The sequence below is a fragment of the uncultured Novosphingobium sp. genome (assembly GCF_964277725.1).
In the GTDB taxonomy this organism is placed as follows: Bacteria; Pseudomonadota; Alphaproteobacteria; order Sphingomonadales; family Sphingomonadaceae; genus Novosphingobium; species Novosphingobium fluoreni.
This window is the reverse complement of record NZ_CAXYKL010000150.1, coordinates 1-6,904: the sequence shown is the minus strand read 5'-3', so window position 1 is coordinate 6,904 and position 6,904 is coordinate 1. Positions and strand designations below refer to the sequence as shown.

The window sequence follows — 6,904 nt, the reverse complement described above, 5'->3', positions numbered from 1 at the left end:
TGCACCAGGATCAGCGCCGTCGCCCCCAGGTCCAGCGCTCGGCGGATGACCTCACGCGGGTGAATCGCGGCCTCGTCGATCGATCCGTCGCCCACGTGATCGTCCAGGATCAGCATGTTGCGTGCATTGAGATAGAGCACGCGCACACGCTCGCGGGTCAAATGCGCCATATCGATGGTCAGGTAATCGATCAGGGTCTGCCAGGAACTTAGCACCGGCTCTTCACGAACGCGCTGCCGGGCGAGCCTTCGCGCTGCAAGGCTGACGATCTTCAGCGCCGCCGCCGTCGCCTCTCCCATCCCGGGGTGGGCGGCCAGCGTGCGCGAATCGGCGGTGAGGACTCCGGCCAGCGATCCGAAGCGATCGATCAGCGTGCGGGCCAGCGGCTTCATGTCACGCCGGGGCACCGCCTGCATCAGCAGCATTTCGATCACTTCGTGGTCGCCCAGGGCCTCGTCGTTGCCTTCCAGCAGGCGCTGGCGCAGGCGCGAACGGTGGCCGCTGGGATCGGTGCCGGGCTTGGCCGATGGCGCTTCATCGAACAGGGTAGGGTCCTTCGCCATGGTCTGGGGAATTCATTGCCTTTCAAGGTTCGCCAGCGCAAGTGATGCTACGAATGGCGGATCAGGACGAAGCAGCGATCGTGGAGCAGGCGGCAGGGCCCGGAACCCGCCGGGGTTTGCGCGTGGGCGCGGCGCTGATCGTCGTTCTGCTGGGCGGCGGTGTTTTGTATGGCTGGCTCAGCCGCAAGTCGATCGCGGACGATTACCTGGCGGGCGAACTGGCGCGGCTTGGCTTGCCCGCCACATATCAGATCGCGGCGATCGGACCTGACGAGCAGGTCTTGCGCAACCTGGTGATCGGCGACCCGCGCCGTCCTGACCTGACGATCGAGGAAGTCCACGTCGCGACGCGGCTGCGGTTCGGCTTTCCAGGTATTGGCCGGATCACCCTGATTCGCCCTCGGTTGTTCGGCGCGGTGGTGCGCGGCAAACCCAGCTTCGGCGCGCTCGACAAGTTGTTGTTCACAGGCAGCAAGGCGCCGTTTCGCCTACCGGACTATGATGTTGACGTGCAGGATGGTCGGGCGCGGATCGCCACCGACTACGGTACGGTCGGCGTGAAGATCGATGGCAAGGGCGCGCTGCGCGATGGCTTTGTGGGTGAGGTTGCCGCCATCGCACCGAACTTTTCGGCCCAGGGCTGCGAAGCCAGCAGCCTTAGCCTCTACGGGCGTGTCGCGATCAAGGCAGAGCGGCCGACTTTCGCCGGCCCGGTCCGCCTCGGCTCTGCGTCCTGCGCAGCGCAGGGCCTTTCGGTAGGCCAGTCCGGCATCCAGGCCAAAGTCACGCTTTCCCAGGCATTGGATGGCGGGGAGGGAGAACTTAGAGCGCTAGCCCAGAATCTGATCACGCCTCAGGCAAAGGCGGCCAAGCTTCGCGGGAAGGTCAAGTTCGCTTATCATCAGGGCGTGCTGAACGCCAAGGTGGACGCCACCGGCGAACGTGTCGCAATCGACGCGGCGCGGGCAGGTCGGCTCGGCGTTTCCGCCCAAGTGCGGGCAACGAATGGCTTTTCCCGGTTTCAGATAGAGGGCGACGCATCGGGAGCGGGCATCGAAACCGGCCTCGGTCTCAACAAAGCTCTGCTTGCAGCGCAGCGCGGAGGGCAGGGAACACTTTCCGACCCGCTCATCAGCCGCATTCGCCAATCTTTGGCGCGCCATGCCCGGCATGCCACGCTGGATGGCAGCTTCCTGGTCCGTCGCGGGGCGGAGGGGTTGTCCGTCGTCGTGCCGCGAATCGGATTGCACGGGCAAGACGGCACATCGCTGCTCGCCGCCTCGCGCGTGCAGGTTCTCGCACGGCCCGAAGGACTGCCTCACATCTCGGGCAACTTCACCACCGGCGGTGCCGATTTGCCGCGCATCGCCGGGCGGATGGAGCGTGCGAAGGACGGCAGCCTGATGCTGCACGTCCAGATGGCTCGCTATCAGGCAGGGGATGCCAGCTTCGCGATACCCGATCTGTTGATCGTGCAGGCGCGCAATGGCGCAATCGGTTTTGCCGGCGGGGTCATCGCCAGCGGTGCCCTGCCAGGTGGGCGCGCTTACAATCTCATGCTCCCGGTCGATGGCCGCTGGCACGATGACAGGCTGGCCTTGTGGCGGTCTTGCACGAACGTACGGTTTGATCGGCTGACGCTGGCTTCGCTGTCGATCGATCGGCGGCAGTTGACGGTGTGCCCGGCGAAGGGCCGTCCGCTGGTTACCGTCTCCGGCGGCAAAGCGTCGGTAGCAGGCGGGATTGCCGCGCTCGATCTGGCAGGACGCCTGGGACAGACGCCGATCCGCATTGCCTCGGGCCCGGTGGGTTTCGCTTATCCCGGTGTGATCACCGCACGCTCTGTCGATGTTAGCCTGGGGCCCACCGCAACGCCGTCGCGGTTCCGCATCGCCAACCTGACCGCGCGCGCCGGACGCGAAATCGGCGGCACGTTCGACGGTTCGGACGTGGCCTTGAACGCCGTGCCACTCGACTTGCACGAGGTGCGCGGACGGTGGCGCTATGCCGGCGGCGCGCTGACGCTGGCCGACGCTTCGTTTCGACTGGAAGATCGGGAGGCGGTCGATCGTTTCCAACCGGTGATCGCGCGGGAGGCGACCCTTTCCCTTCGCGACAATATCATCGATGCAAAGGCGCTGCTGCGCGAACCAACCAGCGACCGACCGATCCTGCTGACCACGATCCGGCACGATCTCTTCCGCGGTCGTGGCGCGGCTGATCTGGCGGTGCAGGACATCACGTTCGACCAGAAGCTGCAGCCCGATACGCTGACCCGCCTCGCGCTGGGCGTCATCGCCAATGCCCGGGGCACGGTGCGCGGGCAGGGTAGAATTGATTGGGATCCGGCGGGGGTGACGAGCCAGGGCACCTTCAAGACGGACAAACTGGATTTCGCCGCCGCCTTCGGACCCGTCCAAGGCGTCTCCGGTACGATCCAGTTCACCGATCTTTTGGGGTTGGTCACGGCACCGCGGCAAACCTTGAAGGTTGCCTCCATCAATCCTGGCATCGAGGTGAACGACGGGACGATCGTCTATGCCCTGCAGCCGGATTACGTCTTATCGGTCGAGGGCGGCACCTGGCCTTTCGTTGGCGGCACATTGAAGCTGCAACCTACCCGGATGATCATCGGCAGCGATGCCATCCAGAATTACACGATGGAGGTGACCGGCGCGGATGCAGCGCTGTTCGTCCAGCGCCTGGAACTGGCAAACCTCAACGCCACGGGCACGTTCGATGGCACGCTGCCTTTGGTGATCGATAAGAATGGCGGGCGCATTGAAGGCGGCATGCTGCGTTCGCGGCCACCGGGCGGCAATGTGTCCTATGTCGGTGAGCTGACGTACAAGGACCTCTCGGCGATGGCGAACTTCGCGTTCGATACCCTGCGATCGCTTGATTATCGCCAGATGACGATCGGCATGGACGGCGCCTTGCAGGGAGAGATCGTGACCCGCGTCAGCTTTTCGGGCGTCACACAGGGAGAGGGCGCAATGAAGAACTTCCTGACGCGTCGTATCGGCAAATTGCCGATCCAATTCAACGTAAACTTACGCGCACCATTCTTCCAGCTAATCACCTCGTTCAAATCGCTCTATGATCCGGCCTACGTTCGAGACCCGCGCACGCTGGGTCTGATCGATGCGAAAGGGAAGACTCTGCCGCGCGCTTCAAATGCGACGCCATCAGCTGATCGCGCAAAACCCTCTATTCAGCCTACTGTAAGCGAGCCCATGCCATGACCTCTTCCTGTTCGACAGGCCTTGTCGATCCGCTGCACCGCATTGATATACGCAGCGAGCAAACAGGATGGGCGGGGAGCCGTGCAAAATCGATTATGCTTCTGCTGGCAGCCGTGTTGCCGCTGGGCGGATGCATATCGGTCAACGCACCGGATAAGCCGATCGTGATTGAGTTGAATATCAACATCAAACAGGAAGTCGTTTACCGCCTCGCCGAAGATGTGAAGCAAAACATCGAAGCCAACCCGGATATTTTCTGATGAAATCGATATCGCATCTCCGCTCTCTCGCACTTGCTGGCCTTGGCGGAGCCATGCTTCTGGGGTTGTCCGCACCGGCCTTTGCCGATCGTGATCCAGCCTACGCGGCTGCGCGGTCCGCCGGGCAGGTGGGTGAAAAGACGGACGGCTATCTCGGCGTCGTTAGCGGCGGCGGCGGTGACCTTCGCGGCCTTGTGGACAAGATCAACATCCAGCGTCGTGCCAACTACACTCAGCGGGCCGCCTCACAGAATGCGACGGTGGAGGAATACGCCTTCACGCAGGGTTGCTTGCTGATCGCTCGTACGGCGCCCGGAGAGAAGTACCAGTCCCCCGACGGCAGCTGGCAGACACGCGGCAGCGGCGCGCCGCAGCGCGACCCGCGTTGCCCCTGATCCATCCGCGATCGCTACATCCGGCGTGGCGCGATGCTGAGCGATGTTTCGCTAATGTGATTTCCTTTTGTTGCGCATAGCGGTGGCCGGGATAACCCGCCCGAGCGCCACCACCCCGGTTGACTTGAAATTTCCCTCACCCTAAGGGGCCGGTGCCTACGGCGGGCGGGCCGTCGGGCGTGTCGCAAGTTCCTGCGAGAATTAGGGGCTGACATGAACGACGAACCGGACGCACGAGCACCTCTTGGTGAAGATGCGCGTCTTGACGCGCTTGACGAGCGGCTTCGTGTCGCACGCGAGCAGGAAGAGAAGCGTACCAGGCCGGTGGCAGGGGCGGAAGCGGACGAGAGTTATCGTGCCGGCAACCGTGTCCTCGCCGACCTCCTGGGAGGTATCGTAGGCGGCGCTTTTCTGGGGTGGGTCATCGACCATTTCGCCGGAACTACGCCTTGGGGTCTGTTGGTGATGATGTTCTTCGGGATACTTGTCGCCTTCAGAAATATCATCCGGATGTCCAACCGGCGCCCTGATTGATTGCCCGGGCCGCAAGGCTCGCAATCAGCAAAGGGTGCCGCTTGCACATATAGTTAGGTAAAGAGGCGAGACGTGGCAGCCGAGGCGGGCAAAGTCGATCCGATGCACCAGTTCACCATCGAGCCGTTGTTCGGCACCGAGGGTTGGCAACTGGCGGGCTACCATATCCCGTTCACCAACTCCTCCTTGTGGATGGCCTTGGCATCGCTGCTGATGCTGGTGTTCGTAGCAGGCGGCATGAAGCGGCAACTGGTGCCGGGGCGCTGGCAGATGGCGGTGGAAAGCTTCACCGGCTTTATTGATGGGCTGCTTGCGGCCAACGTCGGGCCCGCCGGCAAGAAGTACGTCCCGTACATGTTCACGCTGTTCATGTTCATTCTCTTCGCCAACTTCCTTGGTCTTCTGCCGCTGGGCGTGATTGGACTGCACGCGTTCACCTTTACCAGCCACTTTTCGGCCACCGGTGTTCTCGCTGTCGTCACGTTTGCGATCGTCATCATCGTCGGTTTTGCGAAGCACGGCTTTCACTTTTTCTCTCTGTTCGTGCCGCACGGTACCCCCGTGGTCATGATCCCGCTTATTTTCTGCGTGGAACTGATCTCGTTCCTGGTGCGTCCGTTCAGCCTCGGCCTGCGACTATTCGTTGCCATGATGGCCGGCCACGTTCTGCTTGAGGTCCTCTCCAGCTTCGTGATCAGCACGGGCAACGCCAACATCGGTCTTTTCGCGATCGCCGGTCTGCCCAGCTTTATCCTCATGGTGGGCATCTGCGCACTCGAGCTGCTGGTGGCGGGCATTCAGGCTTATGTTTTCGCTCTTCTCACCTGCGTTTATCTGAACGACGCTGAGAACCTGCACTGATCTTCATTCCACGGATCCTCACCGATCCACGATTTACCAAAGGGAGTTTCTACCATGGACGCAGATGCTGCAAAGCTGCTCGGAGCCGGTCTCGCTGCAATCGGTTGCGGCCTCGCCTCGATCGGCGTAGGCTCGGTCTTCGCCAAGTTCCTCGAAGGCGCGCTGCGCAACCCCGGTGCTGCCGACGCGCAGCAGGGCCGCCTGTTCATCGGTTTCGCCGGTGCTGAGCTTTTGGGCCTGCTGTCGTTCGTTGTTGCCGCGCTGCTGATCTTCGCCTGATCGCGCGAACCGTCTGGGTCGAACCGCTTCGGTCTGAGGCGGTCTCGACTGCTACGGTAATCTCCGACCACTCGAGACAGGGCTGACGGATGCCACAGATTGCGCAGCTGGGCGAGTTCTACGCCAGTCAGATTTTCTGGCTGGTCGTGTTCTTCGGCCTGGCATTCTTCATCGTCGGGCGCGGAATGGTGCCCAAGGTGATGGACACCGTCGCCCATCGCGACAAACAGATTTCCGACGATTTCGCTGCGGCGGAGCAAGCCCGCCGCGAGGCGGACGTGCAGGAAGAGGCATGGCGCCAGCGTGAGAACGCTCGCCGCGCCGAGGCTCAATCGTTGATAGCCGATGCTCGTGCCAAGGCGACCCTTGCCTCTGAGAAGCGTCTGGGCGAAGCCCAGCGTGTGATTGAAGGCAAGCTCGGTGAGGCCGAAGCTCGTATCGCTCAGGCCCTTGCATACGCAAGTGCCGAGATCGAGAACGTGGCTACCGATGCTGCGCGCGATGTGATTGCGCGGGTTGCAGGTATCACCGTCGATGATGGTGCGGTTCGATCGGCCGTTAAGGAGAAGCTTGCTCATGGCTGAAGCTCCTGTGTCTGACGCCCACGCCGTCGCCGGCGAACCGGGTGTAGCTGCTGAAACCCACGCGGGTACCGAGGTGCATCACGCTGAGCCGCTGTTGCTCGGCATCGCGCCACCCGTCGCGGTTGTCAGCGCATCGATGATCGTGCTGATCCTTATTGCATTGTGGAAGGGCGTTCCCAAGCT

Annotated in this window: 8 protein-coding genes and 1 pseudogene; 8 read left to right on the top strand and 1 reads right to left on the bottom strand. The window is 62.6% G+C overall.

The window, feature by feature from the left end; translation table 11 throughout:
• Positions 1 to 563: RadC family protein (locus ACHWRX_RS08755; RefSeq protein ID WP_394658903.1), on the bottom strand; the 563-nt coding region annotated here is incomplete at its 3' end.
• Between the two features lie 53 nt (positions 564 to 616).
• On the opposite strand from ACHWRX_RS08755, the gene ACHWRX_RS08750 reads away from it, so the two are divergent.
• From ACHWRX_RS08750 to ACHWRX_RS08715, 8 genes and pseudogenes are all read left to right on the top strand, one after another.
• The gene (locus tag ACHWRX_RS08750) at positions 617 to 3,808 is read left to right on the top strand and encodes a YdbH domain-containing protein (RefSeq protein WP_394658902.1); all 3,192 of its coding nucleotides are present in this window, start codon (positions 617 to 619) and stop codon (positions 3,806 to 3,808) included.
• A complete protein-coding gene (locus ACHWRX_RS08745) occupies positions 3,805 to 4,068 on the top strand; it encodes a YnbE family lipoprotein (RefSeq protein WP_394658901.1) in 264 nt (87 codons plus the stop codon). The genes ACHWRX_RS08750 and ACHWRX_RS08745 overlap by 4 nt, the downstream gene beginning before the upstream one ends.
• The gene (locus ACHWRX_RS08740; protein WP_288485799.1) at positions 4,068 to 4,463 is read left to right on the top strand and encodes a YdbL family protein; all 396 of its coding nucleotides are present in this window, start codon (positions 4,068 to 4,070) and stop codon (positions 4,461 to 4,463) included. Before ACHWRX_RS08745 ends, ACHWRX_RS08740 begins: the two co-directional genes overlap by 1 nt.
• 213 nt (positions 4,464 to 4,676) lie before the next feature.
• Positions 4,677 to 4,997, top strand: coding sequence for an AtpZ/AtpI family protein (locus tag ACHWRX_RS08735; protein ID WP_058735466.1), 321 nt, complete (start codon positions 4,677 to 4,679; stop codon positions 4,995 to 4,997).
• A gap of 72 nt (positions 4,998 to 5,069) precedes the next feature.
• Positions 5,070 to 5,858, top strand: a complete 789-nt coding sequence (locus ACHWRX_RS08730) for a F0F1 ATP synthase subunit A (protein WP_058735465.1) — start codon at positions 5,070 to 5,072, stop codon at positions 5,856 to 5,858.
• Between the two features lie 54 nt (positions 5,859 to 5,912).
• A complete protein-coding gene (locus ACHWRX_RS08725; RefSeq protein ID WP_058735464.1) occupies positions 5,913 to 6,137 on the top strand; it encodes a F0F1 ATP synthase subunit C in 225 nt (74 codons plus the stop codon).
• 89 nt (positions 6,138 to 6,226) lie between these two features.
• Complete coding sequence (locus tag ACHWRX_RS08720; protein ID WP_394658900.1) at positions 6,227 to 6,721, top strand: ATPase; 495 nt, start codon at positions 6,227 to 6,229, stop codon at positions 6,719 to 6,721.
• Positions 6,714 to 6,904, top strand: a pseudogene (locus ACHWRX_RS08715) (hypothetical protein); the annotation flags it as partial. The gene ACHWRX_RS08720 and the pseudogene ACHWRX_RS08715, both read left to right, overlap by 8 nt.

Excerpts from the sequence above, each read along its gene's own strand:
- ACHWRX_RS08750 (WP_394658902.1), top strand. The coding sequence starts at position 617 with ATGGCGGATCAGGACGAAGCAGCGATCGTGGAGCAGGCGGCAGGGCCC.
- ACHWRX_RS08745 (WP_394658901.1), top strand. The coding sequence starts at position 3,805 with ATGACCTCTTCCTGTTCGACAGGCCTTGTCGATCCGCTGCACCGCATT.
- ACHWRX_RS08740 (WP_288485799.1), top strand. The coding sequence starts at position 4,068 with ATGAAATCGATATCGCATCTCCGCTCTCTCGCACTTGCTGGCCTTGGC.
- ACHWRX_RS08735 (WP_058735466.1), top strand. The coding sequence starts at position 4,677 with ATGAACGACGAACCGGACGCACGAGCACCTCTTGGTGAAGATGCGCGT.
- ACHWRX_RS08725 (WP_058735464.1), top strand. The coding sequence starts at position 5,913 with ATGGACGCAGATGCTGCAAAGCTGCTCGGAGCCGGTCTCGCTGCAATC.
- ACHWRX_RS08720 (WP_394658900.1), top strand. The coding sequence starts at position 6,227 with ATGCCACAGATTGCGCAGCTGGGCGAGTTCTACGCCAGTCAGATTTTC.